This window comes from Pirellulales bacterium, from assembly GCA_033762255.1.
In the GTDB taxonomy this organism is placed as follows: Bacteria; Planctomycetota; Planctomycetia; order Pirellulales; family JALHPA01; genus JANRLT01.
Genome location: JANRLT010000030.1, coordinates 49,488 through 63,587, shown reverse-complemented (window position 1 = coordinate 63,587; position 14,100 = coordinate 49,488). Strand labels below are relative to the sequence as shown.

Below are 14,100 nucleotides of genomic sequence, written 5' to 3'. Positions count from 1 at the left end.
TAAGACCTGTTCATCTTCTTAACGGAGGTTGTGGACATTCTGGATCTTGCCGATCAAATGTCGTCGCGGTGATTCGTTAAGCCGTGGATGATGGAGGGAAGCACCGGCAAATTCCACCTCATGGCGGGTTTCTTAGGCAAGGCGCCGCCACGTTGTATTGCTCGCTCATACTAAGGAACAGACCCATGCGGCAGCTATTATCTAAAGTGGGGAAGGTGCGCGCGCACACCCGCCATTGCCGGTTTGAAAACCTCGAACCCCGAGCGTATTTGCACGGCCTGCCGACCGGCACCCCCCTGGTGGCGGCCCTGGCCGATGATCGATACGAAGAGAACGACACCCGCGGCGCGGCCACGGCGCTCGGAACCGTAAGTTCCACCACGCTTACCGGCCTGGTCATGGCGGACAGCAACGATTGGTACAAATTCTCCACCACCGCCACGGGAACCAGCAATAGCCGCGTCACGCTGAATTTTAGCCATGCCCAGGGGGATTTGGATGCCGCATTGTACGACGCCAACGGACGGTTATTGACCTCTTCCACCGGTGTGGGAAATAGCGAAACGCTCTCTTTGGCCAATCGCGCGGCGGGAACCTATTATGTGCGGGTCTATGGTTATCGAGGGGTCACAAACCCAAGTTATACCATGGGCATCCAGGCCAATTCCAGCACACCCATTCCAACCGGGACGCGCGACCTGAGCGGCGCGGTCTTTAACGCGGGGGACCTGGGCTATTGGGGCCAAACGGTGAATGTCTCGGCCGCGATTAAAAATAGCGGCACGGGGGCCAGCGGGCCGTTTGGCGTGCAGTGGTATTTGTCGCGGGACCATTTGGGATCGAGCGATGACATTTTGCTAAATCTGTCCACCGGCGGCACGACCGTGACAGTTAACTCCCTGGCCGCGGGGGGTACCTCTAGCACGATCAACGCCACGTTGCAGTTGCCCGGTACGCTTCCCACCGGCTTTAGCGGGACGTTTTTTTATCTGGTGATGCGGACCGACGGGGCCAACACCGTGGCGGAAACGAATGAGGCCAACAATTTTGGCCAAATTGGCCTTGCTCAGGACCTGGAGGCGATCTCCGTCTTTACCCCAATTACGCCGGTCTCTGGTTACACCATCGAATTGAACATGACCGGCCAGACCGTGAGCCAGCAGCAAATTTTCCGCAACGCCGCCAATCGCTGGCAAAATGTGATCACCGGCGACCTGCCCAATGCCACCTATAATGGACGTGTGGTGGATGACCTGCTAATTGACGCCAGCGCGACCAGCATCGACGGGGCTGGGGGGGTGCTGGGGGAGGCCGGGCCAGACCGTTTTCGCAGCGGCGGCGGATTGCCATATCACGGCATTATGCGGTTTGATACCGCGGATTTGGCGTCGATGGAACGGAATGGGTCGCTGCAATCGGTGGTGGAACACGAGATCGCCCATATTTTGGGCCTGGGCACAATGTGGTCGTCGCGGGGGTTGTTGACCGGGGCGGGGACGTCCAATCCCCGGTATGTCGGGACGAATGCCTTGACCGCGTACAATCAAATTTTTGGACGAAACGAAACTGGCGTCCCGGTCGAAAACACCGGCGGTTCTGGCACCCGCGATTCTCACTGGCGGGATTCGATCTTGGGGAATGAAGTGATGACCGGTTATGCCGGACCGGGGAGTTTTTTGCCGATCAGCCGGATCACGGTGGGGGCCTTGGCGGATTTGGGCTATTCGGTAAACTACGCCGCTGCGGATCCCTACACCGCGGCCAGCGTCAACGGCTCTGTCAGTGCTGGCACCCGCGCGGTTGCCAGCGGGACGCGCGGGAGTGTGTCAGCCAGCGTGCAGAACTCCAATAATTCCGAGTCAGAAAACCTCTGTCGGCTCGGTCTGGCCCGATTTTTGGAATGTGACCTGGCCGAGTCCCTAGCCAGGGAAAGTCAGGTGTTTGAGCCCGCTGGCAGACGTGGTGCGCGGGATCAGGGGTTATTGCACTATTTACGGGAAATCTAACCGACTCTACATCAACTGGATAAATCCACGGGAGAGTTGCGAAAATTCCCCCTTGGTGGTTGTTCACTCCGGCGGGTAAAAATGCTAAACTACGGTTTGGACAGGAAATCGATGCACCCGTAGCTCAATTGGATAGAGTGTCGGCCTCCGAAGCCGAAGGTTGTGGGTTCGACCCCCGCCGGGTGTAGTGGCAGTTTTCTATTAGCAGTTTAAAGAGTAGCGAATTCCGCGCTAGCATATCGATCCCTGAAATCCGGTTCTGATTCGCGAATCGGTAATTCTTTTTTTGCCAAGGCTATTCAATATTGAAACTTGATACGGGCTTCAGTCCGTAAACCAAGAGTGGCAAGAATATGAATCGGGCCGTTGGCCCTTCCCTAAATTCCTTCCTATGAACCTAGGGCGACGCTGCGCTTGCCCTAGGCTGGGATAGGTTGGGCCTTTGGCCCACAAAGCAACAAATAACCGGTGGTCCTCAAAGGATCAAACGCCGCATATCAAACGCCATTGGACCGCATTTCAAATCGCTGATCCGTGAAAAACAGTCCGATCCGCAAAATCTGTGTTCTAGTCTTTTTGGCCCGTCTCCGTGCCGCTCCGTGAATTGCTCTGCTACTCCGTGATAAAATCCGGCTGTACTAGCTCTTCTATAAATGAACCCTTTTGTTATTCCGGCTCGCTCAATAACTGCTGCCGGTACTCGGCAAATTTAGCCAATTCCGCCGGGGTTAATTGCGGATAACTGAGATTCAGGCCGTGAATGGTGCTAGCGACGATATCGGCCACCAGCACGCGCATCAGCCATTTAGTATCGGCGGGGATGACATACCAGGGAGCATATTCGCTGCTGGTGGCGGCTATGGCTTTTTCATAAGCTGACAAATAATCATCCCAACGCCCCCGCTCAACCAAATCTCCCGCCGAAAATTTCCAATTTTTGTGTGGTTCGTCCAGGCGTTCCAGGAAGCGGCGTTTTTGTTCCGATTTGGACAAATACAAAAAGAATTTAAGAATCACCGTGCCGTTATTGGTTAAATGCCGTTCAAAATTATTAATGGAATCATACCGTTCGCGCCAGAACGATTCTTCCCGTTTTCCGGAAGACGGTTTTTGTCCCTGCGCCGGGGGCGGAAGTTTTTGATTGGCCAATAATTCGGGGTGAACCCGCACCACCAATACCTCTTCATAATAAGAACGGTTAAATATGCCGATTCGCCCCCGTTCGGGCAGGGCCGCGTTGCACCGCCACAAAAAATCGTGATCTAGCTCTAAATGCGACGGCTGCTTAAAACTGGTCACCTGGCAGCCTTGGGGATTTACGCCCGACATGACGTGCTTGATCGTGCCATCCTTCCCCGCGGCATCCAACGCCTGAAAGATCAACAGCACCGCATAGCTGTCGGCGGCATACAATAACTCCTGGGCTTTGCTTAGCCGCTGCCGACTTGTCTCCAGTAGTTTTTCACCTTTATCGGCGATCGCTTCGGGGCCCAGTTCTTTGGCGATCCGTTCCGCAGGCAACTCTGTGACATAATCCCGCAGCCGGAACTTTTCTTGGCCAGCGGCGCGAAAACGGTTGATCAACTTATCGGGCAGGAGGAACATGGGTAGGGAGACGGAAGATTCGAGACTGGAGTTGAGAGAATAGAGTCGGGAGGCAGGAGATGATAGGCGACAGACACAGGGTAGGGGGGGTCACGCCGCGGCGCGCCCCCGGAAGTGGGAGGAATTTGTTGCGAGGAGGTACTAAAAATTACCGGGGGGGTTGATAATCCACGGGTTTGTCAGTCACCTCTCGCACGGTTTCAAACCGTACAATGATATTTCCCCGAAAATCCGCCAGTGGGCGATATCCCACCGCCTGGCGATCATGCTGCCAGGCGTAATTTGCGAATAACTCGCAGCATGTAGGATAACAAATTACACGCACCTGGGGGTGGTCCGTCCATTCCGCGAGTAAATTCTTTACTCCAAATTTTGCTTTCATTTGTGCATGCAAAGGGGTCTGTTGCGACCAGCCCAGCATGATCGCTCGTAAATTTCCTAGCCATTGCAGATTGTCCGTCGGCCGCAATAAATCCAGCGGCACCTGCGCCCCCCAAAACACATACAACTGGTCCGATTGAAAATTTAATGCCGCCAGGTCGTTTTTGAACTCGCGAGATAAATCCAGTTGCCGCCGGCTATACGCGTATTGCTGGTAGACCTCGGGCAAGATAGCCCCCGCCAGCCAGAGCGTCGCGGCCCCCCCCGCTAGCCATGGTGCCCAACCAGCATTGGCAGTTCCGGCCTTTGTCAACGGGGTGCCAAATTGTGTCCCCACGCCCTCTGTTTGTAAATCATCCGTTGCTTTGCGTCGTGATGCCAGCCATCCCGCCGCAGCCAGCGGCCAAACGGCTATCGGGTAATAGACCCGTCGCGGAGGCGTCTTGCGCAAAAGTGTCAGTCCCCCGATCAAAGCTCCCGCCACCACAATCGCCGCCAGCGCCGTCAACAACCGTTGCTGGTCCTCCCAGGCCAAAAATACCAATACGCCCGCTAGCAACACCACTAGCGTCCAGATCCGTCGATCGAGCCATAATGGTTCTAACGATCTTGGCAAATCTGGCAAACCCAACCGTTCAACCTGCCAATTGCGGCTGTGATAAATTTGCCGTAGTTTCTCAGTGGAAAAGACCCGCGGATCATCATAACACCAGGTCACAATCATATTCAGGTCATTCAAACTCCACCCCGCGTCATGAAAGCTGGCCGCCGATTCGGGGGTATAACGCACGGCCAGCAAATCATTAAATTGTGCCCGCAGTTCGTTGTACTCAAAAAATCCCGCCCAGGCGGGGTCATTGTGGTAATAGTCGATATGGATTTGCCGCAACGCAACGCCACTCCCGCCAAATAACACTCCAACTGCCGCCGCCACGGCCCAGGTGGTTGGGCGTGCGCGTTGGATTAGCAGCCAGCAGGCCACCACAGGCGCGGCCAGCACCACCCACATCTCTAGGGTGTACCAGCGAATCATCACGGCCCAACACCAAAAAAGCCATCCAGCGGCCAGCCAGGGGAGCGCGTCATATAAAACAACCGCAACGGGGGAAAAACCGCTTTTGGCAAAATTCGTCGCGATGTCCTGCGCTCGATGATCTGGCGACGAAAGTGGTTGCGGGGGAATTTTGGGAGCAAGATATTTCTGGATCCGGCCCAGTCCCGTCCAGACCAGCAGCACGCCGGCTAGCCCGGCCAACGCGGCGGTGGTGGTAAACTGCAAATGCGTCAACAGATGCAGGCCGACCGTCCACTGCCAGACGGCCAATGCCACATAGGCCCGCCGCCGCGAATTTCCAGTCAGTAATACGCTAGCCAGCGCGGTATGGGCGGCGATTTGTGTCGCCATTAGGTACCAACCATACCAGGGAAATTGCGGCAGCCAAGTGTAGAGGAATTTTAGGAGGTGGCCAATCCAAGGATGCGTAAAGACCAGATGCTCGTCCGGCGCGGTGGCCAGTCCCTGCCCCGCGGCAAAGAGATTCATGACGGCATCGTCATTGGTCTCGTACGTCGAGCAAAACAACAGCAGTTGCACCAGGTAAGTGACGCCGATCATCATCAACGCGGGCAAAATGGCAAAGCGCCGCGGTAGCTCCACAAGATATAGTTCCCACCGGCGAAACAGGGTTACAAATGGAGGCATAGCCTGGTCCTGCTGGCAATAATAATGAACAACCCGTGCCTCACGATTGCGCGGCCATCATCCGGGAACGGAGAAAATCGAAGCTAAATGTAACCCAGGGGGGGATTTTGCCCAAGATCAAGCCATCCCCATCGGGACCTAGGCTAACTGAAAGGATGATTCTCTCCCCTGGCTGAAGTTGCTAAACATGCTAGCAACGACTTCGCCTATTTTTAATTTGCCAATCTTAATTGACTGATTCGCTCTTGCTCCCCGGGGACGCTCTGCCGATAATCTGGCCCACGCTCAGCGTTGCCCCCTTTACTTTTGCCCAAGATTTTTTCCGCGATGTCCCCGCCGACCGTTCCCCAAATTTGTTTGCGGCCCCTTACGGTCGCCGCCGCTCCCGCCATGCTGCAGTGGATGCGCGATCCGGACGTGGCCGATAACGTGGGCCTGCGCAGCGAACCCTCGCTGGAAAAAACCGTGGCCTGGATAGAACGGACCACCGCCGATCCGGACATGGCCGTCTGGGCGATTACCGCCGCTGGCGCGCATGTGGGAAATGTGATCTTGGATCGGATTGACAGGCATTTAGGAACAGCCCGCCTTTCGATTTACATTGGCGAGCCTGAAGCCCGGGGAAAGGGTATCGGTCAACAGGCTGTTCGACTGGCCGCCGATCAAGCGTTTACCGTCTTGAACCTCAATAAGGTTTGGCTGACCGTGCACCAACATAATGCGCGGGCGATTGCCGCTTATCGCCGCGCGGGATTTTTGGCCGAAGGCCTGCTAAGGGAAGAGTTTGTTCTGCGCGGGGAAAAATGCCATGCCGTCGTGATGGGCCTCTTGCGGCGCGAGTTTAACCGCAAAGCGGCCTAAAAAAGCTGTGATGTTAACAAGCTGGATTTACCACATTTGTCATTAGTTGCGATCGACAAGCCACCTTTATAGCGATTACGGATGTCCCACCACTCTCGCGAGCTTGCGATCACTACTTGTGAGCCATCGACTGGCGGCAACTCCGCCACCAGCCCGTGCGCGCCGCCAGCTTGCCATCCCACGCCAGTTGCTTCCCGGCACACCTGCGTGATCTTACAGCCATCGTATATCCCTTGGCGGGGTTACTTTCATCAAATACAAAAAGCGGACACTTTTGTGTTTTATGATGATGTCCAGTACGACAAACATGGCTGGCGCAACCGCAATTTGATCAAAACCGCCCAAGGGCTGCTGTGGTTGACCATCCCCGTATCCGCTAAGGGGGCGGTATCGCAGGGTCGGCTCATCAATCAAATTCCCATTGTCTGGGATCGCAATTGGGCCAGGCAGCATTGGGAAACGCTCAAGGCCGCCTATTCCAAAGCCCCTTTTTTTCAGCGATATAGTGATTTGCTGGCGCCGTTTTATCACAGGCGGGACGCGCTGCTGGCGGATTTTACCATTGATCTGACGATCGCGCTAGCGCGGGAATTGGGTATTCGAGGGACCCGTTTTTTACGTTCTTCCCAGTTAGGCATTCCCGGAACCAAGACGGAACGTTTGATAAAAATCTTGCAAAAAGTCGGGGCGACGCATTATGTTTCAGGCCCGTCGGCTCGCGATTATCTGGATGAGGCGGCCTTGGCCAGGGCGAGTATCACGCTGGAGTACATGGACTATCACTATTCCGAATATCCGCAACTGTATGAGCCGTTTGCCCGGCAAGTGTCCATTTTGGACCTGCTATTGATGCTGGGGCCGGCCGCGGGTGAAGCGATCTGGGGAGAGAGCGTCCCCGCAGAAGCAAAATCCTCGGGCTACGCGGCCGCAGCATAAACTTGCAATATACCCAAAGCCACAGGCTTTTCTAACGGGGTATATTCCCGCCCCTCCGTTTTATTGACTTTCCTCCCTGACACATTAAAATAATGTGTTTTTACGCCATTTGGCCCATCATTTTCGGGGGAATCCGCCATTGACCACTGCGACCCAGCAAAAGGCGATTAACAAAGCCGACATCTTGATCGAGGCCCTGGGCTGGATTCGCAGATTTCGCGATAAAATTACCGTGATCAAGCTGGGGGGGAGCGTCATGGAAAATCCCGACGCCCTGCGCCATCTGCTGGTCGATATCGTCTTTCTCGAAACCGTGGGAATGCGGGTTGTTGTGGTACATGGTGGGGGGGCGGCGATTAGCCGGGCGATGGATGCCGCCGGGCTGGTTCCCCGGTTTATTCAGGGGCGGCGCTATACCGACGCCGCCACGCTGGAAATCGTCGAGCAGGTCCTGGCCTACCAAACCAACGAACAAATTGCCGCCAGCATCGAACAATTTGGCGGGCGGGCCATGCCCCTGAACTTTCGCACGACCAATGTGCTCTTTGGGGAAAAACTCTGGCTGGAAAACAACACAAACGGTCAACATACTCCCGGCGAAAAAATCGACCTCGGCTTTGTGGGGGGGGTGACCCGCGTGGACCGGACCACCATCGACAATTTGTGCTACGCCGGGCAGGTGCCGGTGATCCCGTCCATGTGCATCGATGCCACGGGGCAAAAGTACAACGTCAACGCCGACACCGCGGCCACTGCCGTCGCCCAGGCCTTGGGAGCCGAAAAGCTGGTTTTTTTGAGCGATGTCAACGGCGTCCGCCGTGACAAAAACGATCCCGCCTCGCTTATTCATACCCTCACCGCCAGCGACGCCCGAGCCATGATCAGCAGCGGACAGATCGAAAGCGGGATGATCCCCAAGGTCGAAGGCTGCCTGGACACGCTGGATAAGGGGGTCCGCAAAATTCATATTATTGACGGGCGTATCCGTCATTCGCTGCTGTTAGAAATTTACACCAACACCGGCGTCGGCACCGAAATTCTCCAAGACCCGGCCTAAAGTTGCTATTTTTTCCCCAGGAATTCCCGCATGGCCACCGCGACCGCTACCGCTAGTTCGGCCGAAATTGTCGAGCTATTTCAAAAATACGTCGTCCCCAACTACAACCGCTACCCCGTGGCCCTGGTCCGCGGGCAAGGTTCCTGGGTCTGGGATGCCGAGGGAAACCGCTACCTCGACTTTTTTCCCGGCTGGGGCTGCAATCTGCTGGGCCACTGCCCCGAACCGGTCGTGCAGGCCGTCCAACAGCAAGTGGCTGAGTTGATTCACGTCCCCAACACCTGGTATACCGAAGCCCAGGGGGAATGGGCCAAGGCGCTGTCGGAACGCAGTTTTGGCGGGCTGGCGTTTTTTTGCAACTCCGGGGCCGAAGCTAACGAAGCCGCGATCAAACTGGCCCGGCTGCACACGCCCAAGGAACGGTACAAAATCATTACCTTTCGCGGAGGATTTCATGGGCGGACCATGGGGGCCGTCACCGCCACAGCCCAACCCAAATACCACGAAGGGCTAGGCCCGATGCTGCCGGGGTTTGTGTATGCCCCGTTTGGAGACCTAGAGGCCACGCGCAAGCTGGTCGATGGCGAGACCGCGGCGATTTTGGTGGAGCCGATTCAAGGAGAGGGGGGAATTAACATTCCCGATCGCGATTTTTTGCCCGGCCTACGCGCGCTGTGTGATGAACAGGGCTTGGTACTGATGTTTGACGAAGTGCAAACCGGTTGTGGGCGGACGGGGGAATGGTTTGCCTATCAGCATTTTGGCGTTACGCCCGACGTCATGACCCTGGCCAAATCGCTTTGCGGCGGAATCGCCGGTGGCGCGCTGTTGTGCAAAAAAGAGCTGGCCCCCAGCCTGCGTCCGGGGATGCACGCGGCGACTTTTGGTGGAAATCCCCTGGCCGCCCGCGCGGGAATCGCCGCTTTGCAAATGATTGAGGACGAAAATCTGCTCGACCAGGCCAAGGCGCTGGGGGATTTGTTTCTGGACGAATTTACCTCCTTGCAACAGGAATGCGCCATTATCAAGGGGGTCCGGGTGCGGGGCGTGATGATCGGCATCGAATTGACCATCGAAGGGGCTCCCTTGGTCAAGGCGTGCCTTGAACGCAATTTGCTGATCAACTGCACCCAGGGTAACGTGCTGCGGTTGCTTCCGGCCATGAATTTGTCCCAGGAGCAGGCCCGCCAAGGGATCGAAATTATGTCGGCAGCGCTAAAGCTAGCGGATGCGGGTAAATTGAGTCCCTAAGAATTTTTTTAGCCGGAGAAGAATCCAGCGTTCCCGCGTGCATATTAAACTGATAAACAATACGCGGATTTTGGGTAGCTCCCCTAGTACCTTGCCTGCGGGGAATCCGCCGTCGCGTTTAAACAAAATTTTACGGGGAAAGTAGCCTGATTTTGCGACTTTGATGGTTGACCAGCAAGAAGGATCTTGTGTCGCGGCTAATCTTACACCAATCACAAAATACATTCATGCGACATTTGCTCTCGATCACGGACTTGCGCCCCGCGGAGGTGGAAGCGATCTTTTCCATCACTCGCGATCTCAAAAGCAAACACGCCGAGGGCTTGCGCGAGCCGTTGCTGCCTGGTCGGGTCATGGCTCTGCTCTTTGAAAAGCCGTCGTTGCGGACGCGTGTCAGCTTTGAAAGCGGCATGATCCAGTTAGGCGGGGGAAGTCTGTTTTTAACCGAGGATTCGGGATTCAATTCACAGCGCGAATCACTGGCAGACTTTGGCCGCGTGCTTAGCCAGTTTGTAGATGTGATCGTCGTGCGGGCCAAGGCCCACAAAACCGTAGAAGAACTAGCACGGCACTCCGCCTGCGCGGTGATCAACGGCCTGACTGACTTGTGCCATCCGTGTCAGGCCTTGGCGGATTTGTACACGTTGCAGGAACTGGTCGGCCCGCTAGCAGGGCAGCGGTTGACTTATATTGGCGATGCCAATAACGTCGCCCGCAGTTTACTGGAACTGTGCGGATACCTGGGGGTCAAATTTGTCATGGCGACGCCCTCTAACTACCAGTTTGCCCCGGAGGAACTGACTAAATTGCGAAGATTGATTCCCGGCCTGGATATAACCGTCACCACTGATCCCCGCTCTGCGGTCCGGGGCGCTGCGGCCGTGTACACCGATGTCTGGACTAGCATGGGCCAAGAGGCCGAATCCACCCAGCGACGCGCGGATTTTGCCGCGTACCAGGTGAATGCGGCCCTACTGCAAGCCGCCCCCGAGGCCTATTTTATGCATTGCCTCCCCGCCCATCGGGGTGAGGAAGTAACTGACGAGGTGATCGACGGCCCCCGCAGCATCGTTGTCCAGCAGGCGGGAAACCGACTGCATGTGCAAAAGGGGATCTTGGCGTGGCTCCTAAGCCGGGGCTAGCTCTCTGTCAACGATTTGTTTGCGGATGAACCCGGGGCGCTAGCACGCGGTTTGATACCGTTATCACCGTGGGGATGCTATCGATTTCAGACGTTCATCTCTGCCGCGGGACTCTCGCCTACGATTAGTTGCCAACTACGAAGTTCCGTCCACTGATGACTTGTGATTGGTCTAACATGAATTCGAGCATGGCCATCGTCAGGGAATGGCATATCCCGGTTGCGGATGGCACGTTAGACCCCGCCGGCCCGTTTGCGATATCGCAAAAACCAAAACGCTCCCGCACCTGACAGCCCGATCATCACCAGACCGCTCGGTTCCGGGACGGGGCCGGCAAAGAAAACATTCTCGGGCAGATAGCCAATATCCGTATTCCACTTGATCACCCGCGATAAGGTCAGTTGATCAAGATCGAGCAGATCCCGAATTTCGGAACGGAGGGCGTATTCTCCGTTGATGTTGTCATACAGCCCGGCGGCTTCTCCCAGGTAAAAAAAGCGGTCCCCGTCGCGCAAGCGGCGAAACTGATTATCAATCACGATAAACGCGCTTTGGCCCAATTCGCCAAAGAATTGCGGCTCGGCTAGGGCACCCACGATCAAGTCGATATTACCGATGTTGTTGGGATCGATGTCAATGTCGTACAGGTCCGTCAGCACGGCTTGAAGTTCGACATCGGGCGTGATCTGTTGCACGGTCGCGCGAAAGTCCCCCGCGTAGGCCAGCAGACTTTGGTTATAGCTAGGCAGGCCATGGTCGCGACCGCGCTGAATATCCAGCGCCAATAGATCCAGTCCGCCGGCTCCCGGTGGCCCAAAGAGAAAGCTGCGCAATTCCTCGACATAATGCAGGTCCGTAGCCTGGGCGCGTTGCACGGCCAGTCCGCGGAGAATTTGGTTGACATGATCGGGATTGTCCCTCAGCAGCGCGGGGTTAAAGAACCCATCGCGCAGCGAGAGCGAATCGATGATTTGGCCATTGCCATTGACGAGTTGAATGGTGGGGGAGTTCTGGCTGTGGCCAATGCGGAACAGGGCATGCGAAAAAGTTTGCGTAACCGAGGCGTCAATAAAATCGAGATAAGAGTAACTTTCGGCGCGGGGGGCGAATTGGCCCATGAGCGCGGGCAAGAATTCCCGATAGGTGATGATTTGCATCTCGGCCCCGACAATCCGTCGCGCGCGCTGGTAAATCTCTTCATCCCGAGCGATGGGATCGGCGGGCAGGCTGGCCGCTTGCCGCGCGGCAATGAGATCGGCCAGGCGGTTATGCTCCCGCAAAAAAACTGTATGCAATGCGGTCAGGCCCACTTGCTCGTTTGCGCGGACGTCGCCCGTGAAAAAAAGCTGATCGGCGGTCAGCGAGGGATTGTTATTGTCGTTGAGGAACCCACCGGTGTTAAATCCGGGCAAATTTCCCGCGCTGGTGAGCAATTTGCCGTCGTTTAAGGTACGCAGCGCCCGCGCGCGCGTGGCGTCAGAGCCATACACCTGTGAGGCATCGATGTAGCTGGTCACGCGGTTGAGTTGCTCGCGAATTTGTGTCGCGGGACTGATGACAAAATCGGAACGCGTGAACGGGATGATTTGCGTCCCGGTATGCAACGGATCAAACTGCGGGTCGCCAGTGGGCACGGCGATGGGATTGACGCCATTGGCGGCGGATTGCGTAGACAAGTCCAGGTCATGCGTGAGAAACTGGCCCCACTGCCAAATATAGTCACTCAGATTGCGGGAATTTTCCAACAGGCCCCGGGAATCCACGCGATCGGCAAAAGCCTGGGCAAATGAGTTGCTGAGCGCGCGGGGATTGGGCGCCGCGGGGGGTTGCAGCATGGTGGTGCCGCGGCCATCCCCGGGATAAAAGGCCGCGTATTGAAACCGGATAATCGGCGTATTAGCCGCGCCCTGCGCGGTGATGTTCAAGTTATTGGCTGATCCGTCCAGGCTGCGGTATTCGGCACACAGAGGTTGCGAAAAACCAATAAACCCCAGCCAGATGACAAAACATCCCCCTGCCAGAATACGGTTGGACACGATTTGCATAAATGGGAGCCTGCTGGGCATCATCGCAGTAGAATTTTAGAGGCGTGCAGTCTCTATTGACTCTAAATGGAAAATCGCGCGAAGTCAAATTGCAAATGTGCGAGAACGCACGCGCAAAAGAGGCACGCCTTGGTCCTGTGTTACGGACGCAGAAATGAGGGGCACGGTGCCGCCCCTGTCCGCTGTGGCTTCAGCGTCACTGCGATTCTCTCTCCGCATAGCGCTTGACAAAGGCCGCGTAATCCGCCGGTGTGTCTATGCCCACCGTTGGTTCCTCTACAATGCCGATGCGGATTTGGTGGCCATGTTCCAATACGCGTAACTGTTCCAGATTTTCCAATTTTTCGAGTGGCGTCCGCGGCAGACCGGCAAACAGCGGCAAAAATTCCCGCCGGTACACATATAAGCCAAGATGCTGGTAAAAGTGCGCCGGTTCCGCTGTTAGCAGGTCGTCCCGCCAGTCGCGGGCGTGGGGAATAGCCGACCGGCTAAAATAGAGCGCGGTCCCAGTGGCCAAAAAACTTGCCGTAGCGGAACTGGACACAGTTCCGGCCGCCTTATCACTTCCTAAAGTTCCGTTCGTGAAATCATCCCTTCGCCAGACCACTTTTACACACGCCGGGTCGTGCAGTTTTTCACGCTCGTGGATCGGCGTCCCTAGCGTGGCCATTTGTGCTTGCGGGGAATTTGTCAGCAGTTTGATCGCCGCGTCGATGGTCGCGCCACTTAGTTCCGGCTCGTCCCCTTGAACATTGACGATCAAATCCACCCCCGCCAGTTGTGGCGCAACCTCCGCCAGGCGATCCGTTCCGCTAGCACAGGCAGGGCTGGTCATGATGACCCGCGCCCCAAACCCACGCGCCGCGGCGGCAATATCCTCGTGATCGGCGGCGATGCAAATGCCGACTGGCAATTTCGCTTGGAGGGCCGCTTCGTACGTATGCTGAAGCAGCGTCTTTCCTGTAGCGGACAATAATAATTTTCGCGGCAGGCGGGTTGAGGCCAGCCGCGCGGGAATGACCACATAGCTGGAGTGGGAGTGATTCGCGGGCATCATGCGTATTTTGTAAAGTTTTGATGTGCGTATGGGGCGCGATCAGCGCAATGGTGCCGA

Annotated in this window: 10 protein-coding genes and 1 tRNA gene; 7 read left to right on the top strand and 4 right to left on the bottom strand. The window is 56.2% G+C overall.

Features of this window, described 5'->3' with window-relative positions; genetic code table 11:
• The first annotated feature begins 185 nt into the window (after positions 1-185).
• Complete coding sequence (locus SFX18_09410) at positions 186-2,006, top strand: CARDB domain-containing protein (protein ID MDX1963358.1); 1,821 nt, start codon at positions 186-188, stop codon at positions 2,004-2,006.
• 113 nt (positions 2,007-2,119) lie between these two features.
• Positions 2,120-2,193 (top strand) — tRNA-Arg (locus tag SFX18_09405).
• Between the two features lie 479 nt (positions 2,194-2,672).
• Here SFX18_09405 and SFX18_09400 read toward each other — a convergent pair.
• Entirely contained in the window at positions 2,673-3,611 is a 939-nt protein-coding gene (locus SFX18_09400) for a polyphosphate kinase 2 family protein (GenBank protein MDX1963357.1), read from the bottom strand.
• 148 nt (positions 3,612-3,759) lie between these two features.
• Entirely contained in the window at positions 3,760-5,694 is a 1,935-nt protein-coding gene (locus tag SFX18_09395) for a hypothetical protein (protein ID MDX1963356.1), read from the bottom strand.
• Positions 5,695-6,000: 306 nt separating this feature from the next.
• Here SFX18_09395 and SFX18_09390 point away from each other — a divergent pair, with 306 nt between their 5' ends.
• From SFX18_09390 to argF, 5 genes are all read left to right on the top strand, one after another.
• On the top strand, positions 6,001-6,555 hold the full coding sequence (locus SFX18_09390; GenBank protein ID MDX1963355.1) for a GNAT family protein: 555 nt from the start codon (positions 6,001-6,003) through the stop codon (positions 6,553-6,555).
• Between the two features lie 81 nt (positions 6,556-6,636).
• On the top strand, positions 6,637-7,491 hold the full coding sequence (locus SFX18_09385; GenBank protein MDX1963354.1) for a WbqC family protein: 855 nt from the start codon (positions 6,637-6,639) through the stop codon (positions 7,489-7,491).
• A 139-nt stretch (positions 7,492-7,630) separates the two neighbouring features.
• Positions 7,631-8,548 carry an acetylglutamate kinase gene (gene argB / locus SFX18_09380; GenBank protein MDX1963353.1) on the top strand — a complete coding sequence of 306 codons (918 nt, stop codon included), beginning with the start codon at positions 7,631-7,633 and terminating at the stop codon, positions 8,546-8,548.
• A 30-nt stretch (positions 8,549-8,578) separates the two neighbouring features.
• Positions 8,579-9,799: an aspartate aminotransferase family protein gene (locus SFX18_09375; GenBank protein MDX1963352.1), complete on the top strand. Its 1,221-nt coding sequence runs from the start codon at positions 8,579-8,581 to the stop codon at positions 9,797-9,799.
• Positions 9,800-10,026: 227 nt separating this feature from the next.
• A complete protein-coding gene (gene argF, locus SFX18_09370; protein ID MDX1963351.1) occupies positions 10,027-10,941 on the top strand; it encodes an ornithine carbamoyltransferase in 915 nt (304 codons plus the stop codon).
• 233 nt (positions 10,942-11,174) lie between these two features.
• Here argF and SFX18_09365 read toward each other — a convergent pair whose 3' ends face one another.
• Entirely contained in the window at positions 11,175-12,977 is a 1,803-nt protein-coding gene (locus SFX18_09365; protein ID MDX1963350.1) for a peroxidase family protein, read from the bottom strand.
• A 205-nt stretch (positions 12,978-13,182) separates the two neighbouring features.
• Positions 13,183-14,040, bottom strand: a complete 858-nt coding sequence (locus SFX18_09360; protein ID MDX1963349.1) for a 3-deoxy-manno-octulosonate cytidylyltransferase — start codon at positions 14,038-14,040, stop codon at positions 13,183-13,185.
• Positions 14,041-14,100: the final 60 nt, after the last annotated feature.

What these genes read in the sequence shown, in the direction of transcription:
- SFX18_09410 (MDX1963358.1), top strand. Translation starts at nt 186, where the DNA reads ATGCGGCAGCTATTATCTAAAGTGGGGAAGGTGCGCGCGCACACCCGC.
- SFX18_09400 (MDX1963357.1), bottom strand. Translation starts at nt 3,611, where the DNA reads ATGTTCCTCCTGCCCGATAAGTTGATCAACCGTTTTCGCGCCGCTGGC.
- SFX18_09395 (MDX1963356.1), bottom strand. Translation starts at nt 5,694, where the DNA reads ATGCCTCCATTTGTAACCCTGTTTCGCCGGTGGGAACTATATCTTGTG.
- SFX18_09385 (MDX1963354.1), top strand. Translation starts at nt 6,637, where the DNA reads ATGTCCCACCACTCTCGCGAGCTTGCGATCACTACTTGTGAGCCATCG.
- SFX18_09375 (MDX1963352.1), top strand. Translation starts at nt 8,579, where the DNA reads ATGGCCACCGCGACCGCTACCGCTAGTTCGGCCGAAATTGTCGAGCTA.
- argF (MDX1963351.1), top strand. Translation starts at nt 10,027, where the DNA reads ATGCGACATTTGCTCTCGATCACGGACTTGCGCCCCGCGGAGGTGGAA.
- SFX18_09360 (MDX1963349.1), bottom strand. Translation starts at nt 14,040, where the DNA reads ATGCCCGCGAATCACTCCCACTCCAGCTATGTGGTCATTCCCGCGCGG.